The 14,443-nt window shown below is 46.4% G+C and carries 17 protein-coding genes and 1 riboswitch; of the genes, 15 read left to right on the forward strand and 2 right to left on the reverse strand.

Annotation, left to right across the window (positions count from 1 at the left end):
- The first annotated feature begins 18 nt into the window (after positions 1 to 18).
- From ACXAGL_RS14975 to ACXAGL_RS15030, 12 genes are all read left to right on the forward strand, one after another.
- Positions 19 to 357, forward strand: a complete 339-nt coding sequence (locus ACXAGL_RS14975; protein WP_474991607.1) for a MerR family transcriptional regulator — start codon at positions 19 to 21, stop codon at positions 355 to 357.
- Positions 358 to 405: 48 nt separating this feature from the next.
- A complete protein-coding gene (locus tag ACXAGL_RS14980) occupies positions 406 to 1,449 on the forward strand; it encodes a serine hydrolase domain-containing protein (RefSeq protein WP_474991609.1) in 1,044 nt (347 codons plus the stop codon).
- 51 nt (positions 1,450 to 1,500) lie between these two features.
- Positions 1,501 to 1,851 (forward strand): DUF2200 domain-containing protein, encoded by a 351-nt coding sequence (locus tag ACXAGL_RS14985; protein WP_474968145.1) that lies wholly within the window; start codon positions 1,501 to 1,503, stop codon positions 1,849 to 1,851.
- Positions 1,852 to 2,791: 940 nt separating this feature from the next.
- Positions 2,792 to 3,925 (forward strand): iron-containing alcohol dehydrogenase, encoded by a 1,134-nt coding sequence (locus ACXAGL_RS14990; protein WP_474992390.1) that lies wholly within the window; start codon positions 2,792 to 2,794, stop codon positions 3,923 to 3,925.
- Positions 3,926 to 3,972: 47 nt separating this feature from the next.
- On the forward strand, positions 3,973 to 4,434 hold the full coding sequence (locus ACXAGL_RS14995) for a DinB family protein (RefSeq protein WP_474991611.1): 462 nt from the start codon (positions 3,973 to 3,975) through the stop codon (positions 4,432 to 4,434).
- A gap of 56 nt (positions 4,435 to 4,490) precedes the next feature.
- A complete protein-coding gene (locus ACXAGL_RS15000; protein ID WP_474971670.1) occupies positions 4,491 to 5,093 on the forward strand; it encodes a class I SAM-dependent methyltransferase in 603 nt (200 codons plus the stop codon).
- 280 nt (positions 5,094 to 5,373) lie between these two features.
- On the forward strand, positions 5,374 to 6,765 hold the full coding sequence (locus ACXAGL_RS15005; protein WP_474968149.1) for a DUF2254 domain-containing protein: 1,392 nt from the start codon (positions 5,374 to 5,376) through the stop codon (positions 6,763 to 6,765).
- 555 nt (positions 6,766 to 7,320) lie between these two features.
- The gene (locus tag ACXAGL_RS15010; RefSeq protein WP_474991612.1) at positions 7,321 to 7,485 is read left to right on the forward strand and encodes a hypothetical protein; all 165 of its coding nucleotides are present in this window, start codon (positions 7,321 to 7,323) and stop codon (positions 7,483 to 7,485) included.
- Positions 7,486 to 7,892: 407 nt separating this feature from the next.
- The gene (locus ACXAGL_RS15015; protein ID WP_474991614.1) at positions 7,893 to 8,564 is read left to right on the forward strand and encodes an HAD family hydrolase; all 672 of its coding nucleotides are present in this window, start codon (positions 7,893 to 7,895) and stop codon (positions 8,562 to 8,564) included.
- A gap of 352 nt (positions 8,565 to 8,916) precedes the next feature.
- Complete coding sequence (locus ACXAGL_RS15020; protein ID WP_474991616.1) at positions 8,917 to 9,369, forward strand: hypothetical protein; 453 nt, start codon at positions 8,917 to 8,919, stop codon at positions 9,367 to 9,369.
- A gap of 24 nt (positions 9,370 to 9,393) precedes the next feature.
- Complete coding sequence (locus tag ACXAGL_RS15025; protein WP_474991618.1) at positions 9,394 to 9,558, forward strand: hypothetical protein; 165 nt, start codon at positions 9,394 to 9,396, stop codon at positions 9,556 to 9,558.
- 22 nt (positions 9,559 to 9,580) lie between these two features.
- Positions 9,581 to 10,210: a pyridoxamine 5'-phosphate oxidase family protein gene (locus ACXAGL_RS15030; protein WP_474991619.1), complete on the forward strand. Its 630-nt coding sequence runs from the start codon at positions 9,581 to 9,583 to the stop codon at positions 10,208 to 10,210.
- Positions 10,211 to 10,375: 165 nt separating this feature from the next.
- On the opposite strand, the gene ACXAGL_RS15035 is transcribed toward ACXAGL_RS15030, so the two are convergent.
- Entirely contained in the window at positions 10,376 to 11,248 is an 873-nt protein-coding gene (locus ACXAGL_RS15035; RefSeq protein ID WP_474991621.1) for a DMT family transporter, read from the reverse strand.
- 378 nt (positions 11,249 to 11,626) lie between these two features.
- Between ACXAGL_RS15035 and rpiA the strand changes: the two genes are divergently transcribed.
- Both rpiA and ACXAGL_RS15045 read left to right on the forward strand, forming a co-directional pair.
- On the forward strand, positions 11,627 to 12,310 hold the full coding sequence (rpiA, locus tag ACXAGL_RS15040; RefSeq protein WP_474991623.1) for a ribose 5-phosphate isomerase A: 684 nt from the start codon (positions 11,627 to 11,629) through the stop codon (positions 12,308 to 12,310).
- Positions 12,307 to 13,278, forward strand: coding sequence for a Gfo/Idh/MocA family protein (locus ACXAGL_RS15045; RefSeq protein ID WP_474968162.1), 972 nt, complete (start codon positions 12,307 to 12,309; stop codon positions 13,276 to 13,278). Before rpiA ends, ACXAGL_RS15045 begins: the two co-directional genes overlap by 4 nt.
- A gap of 43 nt (positions 13,279 to 13,321) precedes the next feature.
- Here the strand turns inward: ACXAGL_RS15045 and ACXAGL_RS15050 are convergent, their stop codons facing one another.
- Positions 13,322 to 13,699 carry a nuclear transport factor 2 family protein gene (locus ACXAGL_RS15050; protein ID WP_474991625.1) on the reverse strand — a complete coding sequence of 126 codons (378 nt, stop codon included), beginning with the start codon at positions 13,697 to 13,699 and terminating at the stop codon, positions 13,322 to 13,324.
- 155 nt (positions 13,700 to 13,854) lie between these two features.
- On the opposite strand from ACXAGL_RS15050, the gene ACXAGL_RS15055 reads away from it, so the two are divergent.
- Complete coding sequence (locus ACXAGL_RS15055; RefSeq protein ID WP_474991627.1) at positions 13,855 to 14,217, forward strand: potassium channel family protein; 363 nt, start codon at positions 13,855 to 13,857, stop codon at positions 14,215 to 14,217.
- A gap of 53 nt (positions 14,218 to 14,270) precedes the next feature.
- Positions 14,271 to 14,372, forward strand: a riboswitch (purine riboswitch).
- Positions 14,373 to 14,443 lie beyond the last annotated feature (71 nt).

Here is a 14,443-nt window from a genome sequence, read left to right on the forward strand (position 1 = left end):
CCGTAAAGGAGGATGGTCATGAAAGAATTAACGACCAACATGTCATTATTAATTGTAGGCGCCTGCATCTTGTCAGGAGCGATTATTCTTTCCAATGCCCTCACGCAGAGCTCCCATGAGGCTGGTGAACAGGTTATAGTCCGCGAACAGCCTGAGGATCCTCAGCTGATGAGTTATTTGGAACTTCAGGATTACCTGGGTCTCAGTGACGAGCAGATAGAAAAGGTTCTTCCGAAGAAAGAGGGCGATGTTGTGAAGAGTCAGATCCCTTATGTGAAAATCGGCTACGAATATTATTTCCCTGTCAAAGCTGTCGATAAATGGCTGGCCGAAACCGAAGCCGCTAGTTTTCCTTGATTGAGATCTCGGTGGTTCATTCGAAACAAAATGGAGCGGAGGAAATCGATGAGAATACATAAAGAGCTGCAGGAAGTGATCCACGATAAATGTAAGGAAATTAACTTTTCCGGAGTCGTCTATGTAAAGGACAGGGAACAGGTGCTTTTGAAGAAGGCCTATGGTTATGCAGACAGAGCGGAGAAAAGGCTGAATACATACAACACCCGTTTCGGGACAGCCTCCGGATGCAAACTGTTCACCGCTGTGGCCGTCTGCCGGCTTGTGGAAAAAGGACAGCTGGAGTTCGATACACCACTGGCCGACTGTCTGGCGATTGAATTCCCTTATTTTGATAAGGATGTAACCATTCATCACCTGTTAACACATACGTCCGGCCTGCCGGATTATTTTGATGAAGAAGTAATGGAGGATTATGAGAATTTATGGAAGGATGTGCCTGTCTATAAAATCGAAAAACTCAAGGATTTTCTGCCCCTTTTTCAAAAAAAACCGATGAACGGCAGGCCTGGTGAGCGGTTCCACTACAACAATGCGGCCTATATTCTGCTTGGGTTAATCATTGAGGAACAAACAGGACGGACGTATACGGATTATGTTCAATCAGAGATTTTTGATCACTGCGGGATGTATGACTCCGGGTATTTTTCTCTCGATCAGCTCCCGGTCAATACAGCGATCGGCTATATCGATGACAAGGAAAAGGGTACATGGCGGACGAATGTTTATTCGATACCCAAACAAGGCGGTTCAGATGGCGGCGCGTTTTTATCAGCTCCGGATATGGCGAAGATCTGGGAAGCTTTATTCCAATATGAACTGCTGAGCGAAGAGATGACCAATGAGCTTCTGCATCCTCACGTGCAGGTGAATGAAACGATTCATTACGGGTACGGGATTTGGATGAACCAAAAAGACGGGCATATATACAACTACCACGTCACGGGCTTTGATCCCGGTGTCAGCTTCCGTTCCTCCTATTATCCGGATGCAGGCCTCATCACAGTGGTTCCTTCCAATCAGCAATCCGGACCGTTCGAAGTTACGAATGTTATCGAGGAATTCCTGCTGGGTTGGAATAGCGGATCGTAAAACCATGCTATAATACTGATACAGATCCTGTTAAAAGGAAGGTGTCGTGGAATGACCAAACATAAAATCTACAGTATGAGCTTTGCCAGTGTCTATCCTCATTACGTCGCAAAAGCTGAGAAAAAAGGACGCACCAAAGAAGAAGTGGACGAAATCATCCGCTGGCATACCGGGCTGTCCCAGGCACAGCTGGAGGAGCACTTGGAGGAAAAGACGGATTTTGAAACCTTTTTCGAGGAAGCGCCTGAGCTTCACCCGTCACGTAAGCTGATCAAAGGGGTTGTCTGTGGTGTCCGGGTGGAAGACATTGAAGAACCCATCATGCAGGAAATCCGCTATTTGGATAAGATGGTGGATGAACTGGCGAAAGGCAAGGCTATGGAAAAAATCCTGCGCGGGTAACAGGCAGAAAGAGAGACATCGCTCTTCTAACAGAGCTGGTGTGTCTCTTTTTTATTTACTTTAGACTTTAAGTCTGCGTTCCACAATAAATCCAACGATTAAGCCGATAACAATCGGTGATATTTCAATATCCACATCGAAAAAAAACCCATTTTCCAGTGGTTCATTTAATTCGAATGAAAACCTGAAAAGAGATACATGAAATAGATCTCCAATCCAATATAATAGAGCCATTGTCCCAACGGATGTTAATAAAGGGAGCCATATTCTCCTCAAATAAACACCTCTTTCCATTACTTGTAACTGAATCAACCTGTTCTCTCAATGGTTACATCGTGAAAGTAGATAATCCAAGGGTATCATAGGTTTCATCACTTGGAAATAAATTCCTGGCTGCCGTCGTATCATTCATCGTCACTCCATTCTAATACCTGAGAACAGGTCAGGTAATGATTGAGATTCTTCGCTGCCACTGTATGAAGGAAAAGACACTCCCTTTGAGGAAAAAGCGTAAAAAGCCTGTAACCAGTTAGAGTTGTCCATCTGTTGTGTAAAGGGTCACACTCCGCTTGTTGGTGGATGAATGCCGGGGGCACACCCTCCCCTGACTTGGTCAGGAAGCTCGGGCGCTCGTCCGCGGAAAGGGAAGGGGCTTTCGCTCCTGGCGGTAAGGAAGAAAAAAGCTCGTAAAGAAACAGGAATTTCTATACGAGCTGACACTCTTTTTGATGAAAAAGAGTGTTTGATCTGTCGGAATATTATGTGAAAAGATGTATAGTAGAAATGGTGACGAGAATAAATGGAATCGAGGGACGGGGACCGAGCTGATACACGCAAAGGAAGCATGCGTACATACTCAAACACAGGGCCGAGGGCCGGATAAAAAGAAGAGGAGGTTTTGCTATTGAATTTTGACTACTACTGCCAGACTAAAATTGTGATGGGACCTGGACGTTCCAAGGAAGTACCGGGACTGCTGAAGGAGATGACAGAGCCGGGGACAACCGTGATGGTCGTGAGCGATCCAGGTGTGAAAAAGGCTGGAATCGTAAAGCCTGTTTTAGATTCTCTTGAAGATGCGGGCTATCGTGTGGTGGATTTTGACCAGGTATCTCCGAACCCACGCGATACGGAATGCCTGATGGGAGTGGAAGTGTTTCAAAAAGAAAAAGCTTCGGCTGTCATTGCGATTGGCGGTGGAAGTCCCATCGATACGGCAAAAGCGGTGGCGCTTCTTGGCCCGAACGGCGGCCGTCCTGAGGACTATGTAGAGGGGAAGAGGGCTTATATGAATGCAGCACCGATCCTCTGTATTCCAACGACGGCGGGAACCGGATCAGAAGTCACCCGCTCTTCGGTCATTACACTCGCGGACTCGTACCGGAAAATCACGCTGAAGCACGCGATGCTCCGTCCGGTAACAGCCGTACTGGACCCGGAACTGACGTTGACGGTACCAAAGGACGTAACGGCAGCAACAGGAGTCGATGCCCTTGTCCATGCTATCGAGGGGTATTCGTGTAAGGTGACGAACCCTGTATCACAGGCGATGGGAGCAAGAGCGATGGAGGTCATTGTCGAGCATCTTCCTCAAGTGTTTGAACACGGAGCAGATCTTCAGGCACGGGCGAAAATGCAGGAGGGAAGCCTGCTTGCGGGTCTATGCTTTGGGTCAGCGGATGTAGCGGCTGTCCACTGCTTGGCGGAAGCGCTTGGCAGCCTCTATGATACCCCGCACGGCGTAGCGAATGCCATATTCCTTCCTCATGTCATGGAATTCAATGCGCAGGAAAACGTGCCGCTGCACGCGGAAATGGCCCGGCTTATGAAGATGGCAGAAGATAACGATTCGGATGAGGAGGCCGTAGAGAAATTCGTCCGTCAAATCTATGCGTTCACAAAACAGCTGGACATTCCTCTTTTGAGTGAAATACCTGCGGTTCAGGAAGAGGACTTCGAGCGGATGGCTGAACTTGCGGAACGCAATAACTCGACCCCGAGCAATGCCCGGACGATTACGAAAGAAGATTATCTTCAGATTCTAAATGCTGCCTTTCAGTCTCCAATTCTTTGAGAAATACAGCACAGAAGGATAGAATAGGAGAGAAGGGAGTTGGTAGCATGAACGAAGAACAAATCTTTCAACAAATAGCATTAGTGAGAAAAGCAACATTGAAAATGTTAGATGGAATCACGGAAGAGCAGGCGGATCTCCAACCGAAAGGATTTGCCAACAATATCCGATGGAATCTCGGCCATATTGTTGCTGCTCAAAATGGGATGATAGCCAAGTTCGCCGGTACACAGGTCGACACGCCTCCGCGCTTTTTCCAGCTGTTCGCTCCGGGAACGAAGCCGGCGGATTGGGAAGGCAGTGTTCCTACTCTTGATGAATTGAGAAAACATCTCGAACACCAGCCGGAACTTCTGAAGGAAGCTCTCACAGGAAAACTTGATGACGAGGCAGCAGAGGAGTTTCTATCCATGAAAACCGTTGGTGAAATTTTGAATTTCACGCTGTATCACGAAGGGGTACATACGGGCACAATAAAAGCGATCAAAGCACAGACCGATCAAAAGTAAGAAGCAGACCGGCCGGATTTCCGGCCGGTTTTTTAAATAGGAATGGAGGTGGAAATATGGACGACAACGTATTCGAACAATTAGCGGCAACTTACGATTCGCCCGAGAGGAAAGAAACGGCCGGTTATATCGTTCAAGAAGTAAGAAAAGAACTGGAAGACAGTTCTACCAAGTTCCTTGTAGATTATGGAGGAGGGACAGGTTTGGTGGGGCTGGCATTGGCGGATCTAGTGAAGTCCGTCCAGCTTATCGATTCTTCTGAACAGATGCTGAAAATCGCTGAAGAGAAGATCAAACGCAGCGGCATCACCAATGCCTCTGTTCTTTGTGCAGATTATACTAAAGAAACACCGGAACCACAGGCGGATATCGTACTGGTCTCTCTTGTGCTGCTCCACATCCCGGACACCAAGGACATTTTACAGAAGCTGTTCCACCTCTTGAACAGGGGCGGGAAGCTGCTCATAGTCGATTTTGATAAAAACGAACAGATCAACCACCCTAAAGTGCATAACGGTTTTTATCACGAAGATCTACAGAATCTTCTAAAGGAAGCAGGCTTTGTGTCTTCCCATGTTCACACGTTTCACCACGGGGAGAAGATATTCATGAAGCAGGACGCTTCAATGTTCCTGGCTGCGGCTTTTAAAGAAGACTGATCTTTTGAAGGTCGGCTCACATATGGATATCGGTTTTTTTCTGCGTATATCGATTATTTTTCGGATATATCGACTAAATCTGCAATATATCGATCTTTTTCTGAATATATCAGTCAAATCTGCAATATATCGGTCAATTCCTGCATCCACCCTGAAGAATTAAACGAAATCAGGTTAGCGGCGACCGTTCAAGGGAAGGAATTAGAAGAATTCCAATACTCTAGAACAGAATGGTGTGCCGCTTATGGGTTTCTTCTACTATATAAAGAAATATTTTAACATGTCCAAACGTCAGCGCAGGAGTGAGCTGAAATCGACGCTGTGGTTTATGCCTTTTTGGTATATTCTCGGGGCGGTCGGATTGTCCGCCTTCACTTTTTACCTCGACTACATCGTGGATGTCAGTTTATATCTGCCACCGGCAATCGGGTTCAGCGGGCAGACGCTGCAGGTGCTGCTGAGTGCGCTCGTCGGAGGCGTCCTTACACTGAGCGCCTTTACAATCAACTCTCTGCTCGTCGCTTTAACAACGTTCAGCGGGCAGTTTTCATCAAAAATGCTTGTCAACTTCGTGAGTGACCGGGCGACCCAGCACGTGCTCGGTATTTTTAACGGAAGCTTCATTTATGTGCTGCTGAACTTCCTGTATGTGACGCATGAGGAAGAGGAGTACATTGCCGCAACGCCGGTCCTGTCAATCCTGACTGCGATTATAGCTGCCGTCACCTTCATCTATTTCATCAACCATACGACGACATGGATGCAGGTTCATAACATCAGCTACAATATGAACGCCAAATCTCAATCAGTCCAGACGGCTTTGGAAAAGGAGCTGGCTCCTTTTCACCTTGATAAAGACGTCGATCCTGACTCACTCCCGCCTGAAGAGGATAGGAAAGTCATAACCTCCCCTCAGTCCGGGTATCTGCAGGTGGCCGATTTTGCAAGGCTCGTCAAGCAGGCTTCCAGAGATGAAGGGATCCTGCGGTTCGATGTCCGGATTGGTGAATTTGTGGTGGAGGGGACACCGGTGTTCAGCTACTGGGAATCCGGTTCTAAGGTTGATCCGGAACGGTACTTCAAGTCGATTGAAATCGGTGTGAAACAAACGGAGATTCAGGACCTGGAGTATGGTTTAATCAAACTTGCAGAAGTCGCCATCAAAGCGCTCGGTCATAACGACCCGCTGACGGTGACCAATACCATCCACCAGATCACAGATCTTTTGAAGCGGATCGGTCAGTCGACCAATTTTTCCCCTTATCTCTTTGATCAGGAGGAAAGCCTCAGGGTCATTTTGAACCAGAAGGACTTCCGCTACTACCTTCATAAAGGGTTCGCATCCATCAGGGAATATGCGGACCAGAATTCGACGGTCATGACGGAACTGCTGACGATGGTTTCTCTGCTCAGTAAAACGATGGAGAAGGACGTCCACGAAGATTTATGGGAGTTTGCGCGCCAGACGATCCTCGGTTTTGATAATTACAGCCTTTATGAAAATGACTGCCTGTATATTATTGAACAGCTGTCCGAGCTTTCGAAGAATACAGGACATCAACAGGATTACCTGTTTCTGCTTGAATATATGCTGCAGCGGGTCAGTTCGAAAAGTGCGGCCACTGTACCCGTGAAAGAATCATTACAGAATGAACAGGATTTTTCTTCATAAGAAAAAGGCTTATCCATGAGTGGATAAGCCTTTTTCAAGTTGCGCATCATTGTTCATTTTGAAATAATTGGAATTTGAAGCGGGATGTATTATAAAGGGAGGGGACTGCCGGGAATCCCGCGGACCCCCGGTATGCCCAGGTCATGTAGTAAGGAAATAAGTTTGCGAATGGTGTTGGTCTGAACAAATTAAGTACGGATTTCTTTCCATGGGAAAGTACTTTACTGTCGTTGGTTTTAATCTCATAAAGAGTAAAAGCTGCTCGTTAGAGGTCAACGCCCCCAGGTCACAGCAGACAGGATTGTTATGTTCGTTGTGAAAACTTATTCCAGTATACATTTCCCCCCTAAGGAATTGGAGTAATTCCATTTTGAATTCCCCCTCAGAACATACTTTCCCGTCACTTGGTTTAGTAAACGTTTTTGGAATATAATTTTTTGTTGTTTTCCTATAACAAGTGACTGTTTATAGAAACGATCATCTGAAGAGGTTCCCGGTATTTTATCTATATCTTGGTGATGAAATCATCGAATCTCTTACAAGGGGGAAGATGTCGTGGAGACGGTTATTTCAGCGATTATTATAACATTCATCGTTGTCATCGGATGGGGAGTGATCATGTTGAACGATCTGCCTGTGAAAATCCATGGGCATTGGATGTATGTGGCCATTGGTGTATTGAGCGGACCTCTTTTGATTTTAATTGCTTTCCATTTTTAGTAGATTTATCTCTTTGATGAGGAAAACAATTCCAATTTGTATTACAATGAAACCATTGCATCTACATATAGGATATCTATGAATCTTCTACAAAAGTGGAGGGATGCCTATCGATAAATTTTTCGATTTTTTGGACTGATTGTGTTGTCTATAACTGCTGATCTTTTTCTGATTGACTTGTTTATAGAGCATGATTTCCTTGACTACCGGGGAGGTGGCGTCATCTTTATAACTTCACTAGCGGCTGTCGCAACAAACTTGTAGAAAAAAGAAAATGGCTGGGACTGATTATTATAGGGAGAATCGTCCTGGTGTTCGGACCTTTCCTCATCCACCAACCGGCCTGAGTAGTGGGCCCTTTTAATGGACCAGAAAAAAACTGACTGAAAAGCGAAAGGCAGGATACTATGACAAAAGCCATTATTTTTGATATGGACGGAACACTATTTCAAACCAATCAAATTCTGGAAGCCTCTCTTGAAGATACTTTCCAGGAACTGAGAAAAATCAACAAATGGAAAGGAGCAGCTCCGCTGGCTGAATATCAGCGGATTATGGGCGTGCCTCTTCCGAAAGTGTGGGAGACCCTGCTGCCTGAGTTCACTACGTATGAAAGAAACGAAGTGGATGCGCTCTTTTTAGACAGGCTCATCAGCAATATTCAGAATGGCAGGGGATCCTTGTATCCAGGGGTGGAGGAAACGATGGAAGACCTGAAAGGTCAGGAGGTTTCGGTATACATAGCCAGTAATGGTTTGAAAAGGTACCTGAAGACCATTGTAGAATATTATCACCTTGACCGGTGGGTATCGGAGACATTCAGCATAGAACAAATCGACTCTCTTGATAAATCCAGGCTCGTTCAGGAAATTATCCAAAAGCATGCTATACAGGAAGGGGCAGTCGTCGGTGACCGACTGTCTGATATCCGGGCAGCCAAGGAAAATGGATTTACAGCCGTGGGATGCCGCTTTGATTTTGCGCGGGAGGAAGAACTGGCACAGGCGGATGTTGTCATTGAAGATCTACGTGATTTAAAGCGGGTCATGCCTTTACTGGAAGGAACCCCCTATCAATAAGTACCGGGATAAGAGTGAGGCTGTACATACAAATGTAGTACAGCCTTTTTATTTCTTGAAGGGGGAGACCTTTGGACAAAAAAACGCGTGCTACCGAGGTGTCAGGATGGTGTTGGTCAGTGCTCCCAATGTTGTGGTAATGGTTATCTTTATCGGGACCGCATCTGGAGGAAAGATGATAATTGAACATAACCAGGGGAGAAAAAGATCGTTCTTAAGGACCGTTCTTTTTTTGTTATTCACTTAACTATCACGAGAGAATGATGAAAGGAAAGCGATGAGAGGGTGTGACAAAAACATCCATAACTTATAGAATTTAGGTATATATCTATTGAGGAAAGAGAGGCTCATCATGAAATTCAATGAAAACAAGACGTGGAAAAGGAAGCTAGGCTATATAGGTTTTGCACTGGCTGCCTTCGGTCTTTCCTTCCTCCTCGCTTATTCGCTCCACTATTATCCACTCGGCTACGACACAGTCGGAATGAAAATGGTCAATGAAGATTATACAGCTCTCACTTTGGAGAAAAACAACGCTTACGGAGTGGCGGAGGAAACGGTGGTGTATGAGCCGCCTGAAGAGGATCAATGGAAAGTCAGTATGCTTGTGGATTTGGTGAACGACCAGTCCATCCACTACTGGGTGTTTTTTACTTCCATCTTCGCAGCGTTGTACTGGATTGCCGTTGATGTAAAAAAAGGGGAGAGTGTTCGGAAAACCATCCTTTACAGTTCTTGGGGGGTTGTGCTGACAGGTCTTTCTTTAATGGATCATCTGTATGATATTAAAGACATCCTGCCATAAATAAGATAAGGAGGGGGAGTCCACATGTACGGATGGCTGACAGGGATATCGATTCTTTTACTTGCTTTCATGCTGTATCTCAATCGCAGGACGATGTTTAGGGATGTGGAAAACGTGAAGGTGCTGATCATGATTTTTGTTTTCCTCCCTCTTCTTGTCTTATTGATTGTGGGGGCGGCGTTTTTATAAGAAATAGAAGGGGTGGAAGCGGATGTATCGGTTCAAGGAGACGATTTCGGATGAAAAAGAGCTTCAGAGTCATGTCGGAGATCCAAGTGATCTCGTGGTAAGTAAGGTTATTTCCTTCCTTGATGACGGCTGTATGGATTTTATCTCTAAATCTCCGTTTCTAGTACTTACGACCTCAGGTGAAAAGGGGCAGCCGGACGCATCGCCAAGAGGGGATCATCCCGGCTTTGTCCATATCTTAAACGAAAAACAGTTTGTGATACCGGAAAGACCCGGGAACAAGCGAGTTGATTCCCTGCGTAATATTATCACCAATCCACGTGCCGGTCTGCTCTTTTTCATCCCGGGACTTGGAGAAACACTCCGAATCAAAGGGCATGCGCAGATTATAAAGGATAAGGATATGCTGAAAAAAATGGCGGTCAAAGGACGTCCGCCTGAGCTCGGCATTGCAGTGGAGGTGGAGGAGTGTTTTATTCACTGTGCCAAAGCCCTCATACGCTCAAAACTCTGGCAGCCGGAAGCTTGGATCGCAGAAGGGGAACGTCCTTCTGCCGCCCGCATGCTGTTTACACATGCCAAGCTTCCGAACTCCACGGTGGATTCGATTCAGGACCGGCTCGATGAGAGCTATAGAAACAAACTCTATTAATTGGAGGAGGGCGTACGTATGGATGTAGTCATGAACATATTGATCGGAGTAGGCCTTGTGTATTTTGTTTTCTTTCTTATAGCTGTCATTTCCGGAGTGAAAAAGGAATAAAATTTAATAGATATAAAAAAAGCCGTCCAGTAACTGGATCGGCTTTTTTTGGATTCAATCTTGAGCCTGTTTAAAGGAAAGCAGCGTGATCGTCATCAGGATAATAACCATGCCGGCACCTTGGATGAGCGATAAGCTGTCACTGAGGATAAGGACGCCGAAAATGGAGGCTGTGACCGGTTCCACCATAGCAACAATGGAAGCTGTAGTAGGAGCTGTCCGTTTAATCCCGTATACATAGAGGACGAAGGAAATACCTGCACCGATCAATCCGAGTACGATGAACAGAGGCAGATCCTCTGATGTAAGAACAGAAGCTGCTTCCTGAATATCCATATAGAAAAACAACAGGATGCTGAAAACGATGAAGGAAATCGTCAGCGTCGTTGGTGCGCTTCCTTCTGCGGCCGCTTTTTTAAAGGCGAAAATGAACAGAGCGTAGGACAGGCCTGAGCCCAGTCCAGTGAGTGCTCCGGTCAGATTGACGGATGCCCCGCTGCTGCTATAGGCTCCGGTAAGCAGTACGATCCCGATCAATACGGAAACGATACAGCCCCATTTCAGCCAGGAAGACCGTTCGATTCCGAGAAAGAAAGAAGCAAGCAGCACAAACACAGGTGCGGTGTACATGAGTGTTGCCGCTACCGCAATACTGGATGATTCTATACTAAGAAAATAAAGTGTGAAGTTCCCAGCGACGCCGACACCAGCGAGAGCTGCCCATAAAACGAGCGAATATGTGCGTGGCATATGCTGGCGCGGCTTGATGATAAACCAAATGAAAACACAGACGAGACCGATGGCTCCCCTGTAAAAGGAAATGACCCCAGGGCTCCATCCTTTATCCATTAAAATGTCTGCCACACCACCGGTCATACCCCATAAGACAGCGGCGGTCAAAATGAATGTGACACCGATATATTTCATAAGCTTCCTCCTCTATTTACCAGATCTATTTAGGGCATATTCCATCAGGAAACCTTTATTAAACGTAGAATCATCAACAACTATAACAATCGGTATAATGGAGTAGGGACTTTGGGGGATGAAGATATTCTGAGATAACATATTGGATTGATTTTTTAGATTTTTTAATGCGTGCAATACCTGTAACGATTCCTTTCCATGGAGGTCCGAGATTAAGAAGTCCTAATCGGTCCGACGTTGATAGGAACTTCCTTATGATACGAGAGGAGCTCAGTTTGCCTTGTAAACGGGCAAAAGGATAGCTTGGATAAAAATGGAGCGTATGCATTGCAGAAAACATGCCCTTGCTGTACATTGGTCCCAAGGTGGTGGATGAAGATGGATGTGAAGCAGCGGTGTGCGGAGAAGGCACTGGAATACATAACCGAAGGCAGCATCATTGGGCTTGGTGGAGGAAGTACAATCAAGCACTTGATTACGCTGATTAATGAAAACAAGATGTATGTGAAAGTAGTGACGCCGTCGTGGGAGACGAAACAGCACTGCATCGACGCCGGCCTGGAGGTCGTTTCCATCACAGACGTTAGTAAGATCGATACAGCATTTGACGGCTGTGACCAGGTCGATGAGGAGTTTCACGCCTTGAAGAGCGGGGGAGGCATTCATTCGATGGAAAAACTGGTCGCTGGACTCTCAGAGGAATATATTCTGCTTGTCGATGAGACAAAGGTTGTCCCTTTATTAACCTATGACCATCCGGTCGTTTTGGAAGTGCTGCCCCAGGCGCTGCATTTTGTAAATCAACAGTTGAAATCGTTTCCGGCCCGCGCATCTCACGTCCGTCAAAGCAGCGGACAGGATGGACCGGTATATACCGGGAATGGAAACCTCTTAGTAGACGTTTATATGGAAGCGGGGCAGGACAGTGCTGATCTGGAAAGCCGTTTCAAAGGGGTGACCGGTGTGGTCGATACCTCGCTGTTTACGTCTGTCGTTACCAAGGTACTGATGGCCGGAGAAACAGGAGTACAGGAAATGAAAAGAGGAGGAGATGTAAGATGAGACAAGTGAATTGGGGAATTGTAGGACCCGGCGGGATTGCCGGCAGCTTTGCCAGAGCGATCCAGGAGGTGAATGGAAGCGTATACGCAGTATGGGGCCGCAATCCTGAGAAGACCCGAGCCTTTGCCGATGAATATCAAGTGGAGCACGTCTATGAAGAAACGAAGCAGCTGATGCTGGATGACAACGTGGATGTCGTGTACATAGCCACCCCACACAGCATTCATTATGATTATATTATGGACGCATTAAAGCACGGCAAGCACGTTTTCTGTGAAAAGGCGATTACGATGAACGGAAAACAGCTTGAGGAAATTGTCGAGGTTGCAGAAGCTGAAAACCTCATCGTCGCAGAAGCGATGACCCTGTATCATATGCCTTTGTATCAGAAGCTGGACGAAATCATACAATCTGGAAGAATCGGGAAGGTGAATATGGTCAACGTGACGTTCGGAAGCTGTAAGGAGGATGATCCATCCAACCGTTTCTTCAACCCTGATCTGGCCGGCGGCGGAATGCTGGATATCGGCACCTATGCGCTGTCGTTTGTCCGGTTCTTCCTTTCCAGCCAGCCGACAGAGCTTCATACGACCGTGAAAAAATATCAAACGGGCGTCGATGAACAGTCCGGCATCGTCATGAAAAATGATGATGACGAAATGGCCGTCGTCTCCCTTGCGATGCGTGCGAAAATGCCGAAGCGCGGGATTATCGCTGGTGATGAAGGCTTCATTACCGTGGATGATTTCCCGAGAGCCGAAAAAGCGGCGATCACGTATACAGCAGATGGCTCTGTTGAAACGATCGAGGCCGGTGAAACGAAGCAGGCCCTGCAGTATGAGGTCGAGGCCGTGAACCGTTTGATACTGGAAAAAGGGGAAAACTGGACCCTTCCGCTTTCCCGCCAGGTGATGGAGTTAATGGATGAAGCCCGCCAGCAGTGGGAGTTAACGTACGACTTTGAATAAAGGAAAAAGGCAGCGCTCCACGTGGAGCGCTGCCTTTTTATGATCAGTACGCGTCAAACAAATCCTGCTGATCCGGAATGTTTTCGAGGTAGGTGATTTTCCCATTTTCATTGAGCATCGCCTTGTCGATGCCGGTCTGGGTGTAGACTTTGCCGGAAGCGAGTTTTCCGCAGACGGCCCATCTCGTTATATATAAATCCGTCCCCTCGTGCTTTCTCCAGCCTTCATACATATGCTTCAAATCCACGTTGTTTTCATAAATGCTGCGGACGAAGGCTTTCCAGTTCTCCAAGCCTTCTTTACGGTCACCGTTCAGAACGAAAATGATATCTTCACTGAACAGCTGGTGAAGCTCTTCTTCCGCTTGTTCACTCGTTCTGGAGCGGTCGAATAAGTCGAAATACAAATCCAAATTTTTCATGATGTCTCTCCTTCAGTAGATCAATGGGATACGGGTTTAAACATATAGAAAAAGAAACCCCCTTGTCAAAAAGCCGGCCTGTTTTTCCGCTTTTTCCTCTGGGTCTGTGTGGTAAAATGGACGGTATATGGTTCGATCACAAAGGGGACGTACGTATGATTTCATTTCTATTAACATTGAAGAGGCTGTTAAGCGCCTTATTCCGGAGTATGAAGGAGCCCGTCTTCCGCTCGCTGCTGACGACACTAGCTTTCATTCTGCTGTCCGGTACGTTATTTTACAGAGGGGTGGAGGGCTGGACGTATCTGGATGCCTTTTATTATGCCTTCAGCAGTCTGATTCCAACCAGCGGCAATACCGGCCTTGTCCCGCAGGAGGATTTGAGTAAATGGTTTACGATGATCTATCTGTTTGTCGGGATGGGCGTCATGGCTATGGTGTTAATCAAAGTGGGATTGGCGGTTGCGGATTTCGAGAAGCATGATGAAAACCAAACCCAGCGCAGAAAGACATTATAAAATTTTTGTTGACCGGACAACCGTCTCTGCTTACAATAGAAAACAATATCTTAAAACACAACTTCAGAACGACTCGTATAACGTTGGAAATAAGGTCCAAAAGTCTCTACCAAACTACCGTAAATAGTTTGACTACGAGGAAGAAATGAGAGGGGAACGTCTATCTATGGACAGGTTCCCGTTTATTCATTACTCCTTAACGTCAAACTCCAGGTCTGTTTCCTGG

This window comes from Halobacillus sp. ABA4_118 (genome assembly GCF_056160205.1).

What these genes read in the sequence shown, in the direction of transcription:
- ACXAGL_RS15015 (WP_474991614.1), top strand. Translation starts at nt 7,893, where the DNA reads ATGACAAAAGCCATTATTTTTGATATGGACGGAACACTATTTCAAACC.
- ACXAGL_RS14975 (WP_474991607.1), top strand. Translation starts at nt 19, where the DNA reads ATGAAAGAATTAACGACCAACATGTCATTATTAATTGTAGGCGCCTGC.
- rpiA (WP_474991623.1), top strand. Translation starts at nt 11,627, where the DNA reads ATGGATGTGAAGCAGCGGTGTGCGGAGAAGGCACTGGAATACATAACC.
- ACXAGL_RS15005 (WP_474968149.1), top strand. Translation starts at nt 5,374, where the DNA reads ATGTCCAAACGTCAGCGCAGGAGTGAGCTGAAATCGACGCTGTGGTTT.
- ACXAGL_RS15025 (WP_474991618.1), top strand. Translation starts at nt 9,394, where the DNA reads ATGTACGGATGGCTGACAGGGATATCGATTCTTTTACTTGCTTTCATG.
- ACXAGL_RS15045 (WP_474968162.1), top strand. Translation starts at nt 12,307, where the DNA reads ATGAGACAAGTGAATTGGGGAATTGTAGGACCCGGCGGGATTGCCGGC.
- ACXAGL_RS15000 (WP_474971670.1), top strand. Translation starts at nt 4,491, where the DNA reads ATGGACGACAACGTATTCGAACAATTAGCGGCAACTTACGATTCGCCC.
- ACXAGL_RS14980 (WP_474991609.1), top strand. Translation starts at nt 406, where the DNA reads ATGAGAATACATAAAGAGCTGCAGGAAGTGATCCACGATAAATGTAAG.
- ACXAGL_RS15035 (WP_474991621.1), bottom strand. Translation starts at nt 11,248, where the DNA reads ATGAAATATATCGGTGTCACATTCATTTTGACCGCCGCTGTCTTATGG.
- ACXAGL_RS15055 (WP_474991627.1), top strand. Translation starts at nt 13,855, where the DNA reads ATGATTTCATTTCTATTAACATTGAAGAGGCTGTTAAGCGCCTTATTC.
- ACXAGL_RS14990 (WP_474992390.1), top strand. Translation starts at nt 2,792, where the DNA reads ATGGGACCTGGACGTTCCAAGGAAGTACCGGGACTGCTGAAGGAGATG.
- ACXAGL_RS15050 (WP_474991625.1), bottom strand. Translation starts at nt 13,699, where the DNA reads ATGAAAAATTTGGATTTGTATTTCGACTTATTCGACCGCTCCAGAACG.
- ACXAGL_RS15030 (WP_474991619.1), top strand. Translation starts at nt 9,581, where the DNA reads ATGTATCGGTTCAAGGAGACGATTTCGGATGAAAAAGAGCTTCAGAGT.
- ACXAGL_RS14985 (WP_474968145.1), top strand. Translation starts at nt 1,501, where the DNA reads ATGACCAAACATAAAATCTACAGTATGAGCTTTGCCAGTGTCTATCCT.
- ACXAGL_RS14995 (WP_474991611.1), top strand. Translation starts at nt 3,973, where the DNA reads ATGAACGAAGAACAAATCTTTCAACAAATAGCATTAGTGAGAAAAGCA.
- ACXAGL_RS15020 (WP_474991616.1), top strand. Translation starts at nt 8,917, where the DNA reads ATGAAATTCAATGAAAACAAGACGTGGAAAAGGAAGCTAGGCTATATA.